This window comes from Acinetobacter sp. UBA3132, from assembly GCF_002364825.1.
GTDB classification, from domain to species: Bacteria; Pseudomonadota; Gammaproteobacteria; order Pseudomonadales; family Moraxellaceae; genus Acinetobacter; species Acinetobacter schindleri.
This window is the reverse complement of the sequence record NZ_DEZM01000086.1, coordinates 1-483: the sequence shown is the minus strand read 5'-3', so window position 1 is coordinate 483 and position 483 is coordinate 1. Positions and strand designations below refer to the sequence as shown.

General features: G+C 42.0%; 1 protein-coding gene. It reads right to left on the bottom strand.

Annotated features, from left to right (window positions below):
• On the bottom strand, nt 1–483 hold a 483-nt coding region (locus tag B4033_RS03990), incomplete at both ends, for a VOC family protein (protein WP_286832279.1).

Here is a 483-nt window from a genome sequence, read left to right as displayed (position 1 = left end):
GAAAATCTGTAACAGCAGGCGTTTGTTACCGTCTTTGGTATTGCCATCCAGCAGGATGCCGCGTTTTTGCAGTTCATCTGCCGGTTCACCATGATTTGGCAAGCGCTCATCCAGCATTTCATAGTAGGTGCTTGGCGGTGGTGTCATAAACTTGGTACCTAAGGCTTTAAGCTTGTCCCAGGTTTCCAGAAGGTCATCACAAATAAAGGCAATATGCTGAATGCCTTCACCATTAAATTCATTTAAGAATTCAGCAATCTGACCATTACCTTTATCTGAATCTTCATTCAGTGGAATACGGATCTTGCCGTCTGGTGCTGTCAGGGCTTTAGAAGTCAGGCCAGTGTATTCACCTTTAATATCGAAATAGCGGATTTCCTGAAAATTGAAAATCTTTTCATAGAAATCTGACCAGTACTGCATACGGCCTTTATACACATTATGGGTTAAATGATCGATTTCATTTAAACCTGTACCCAGTGG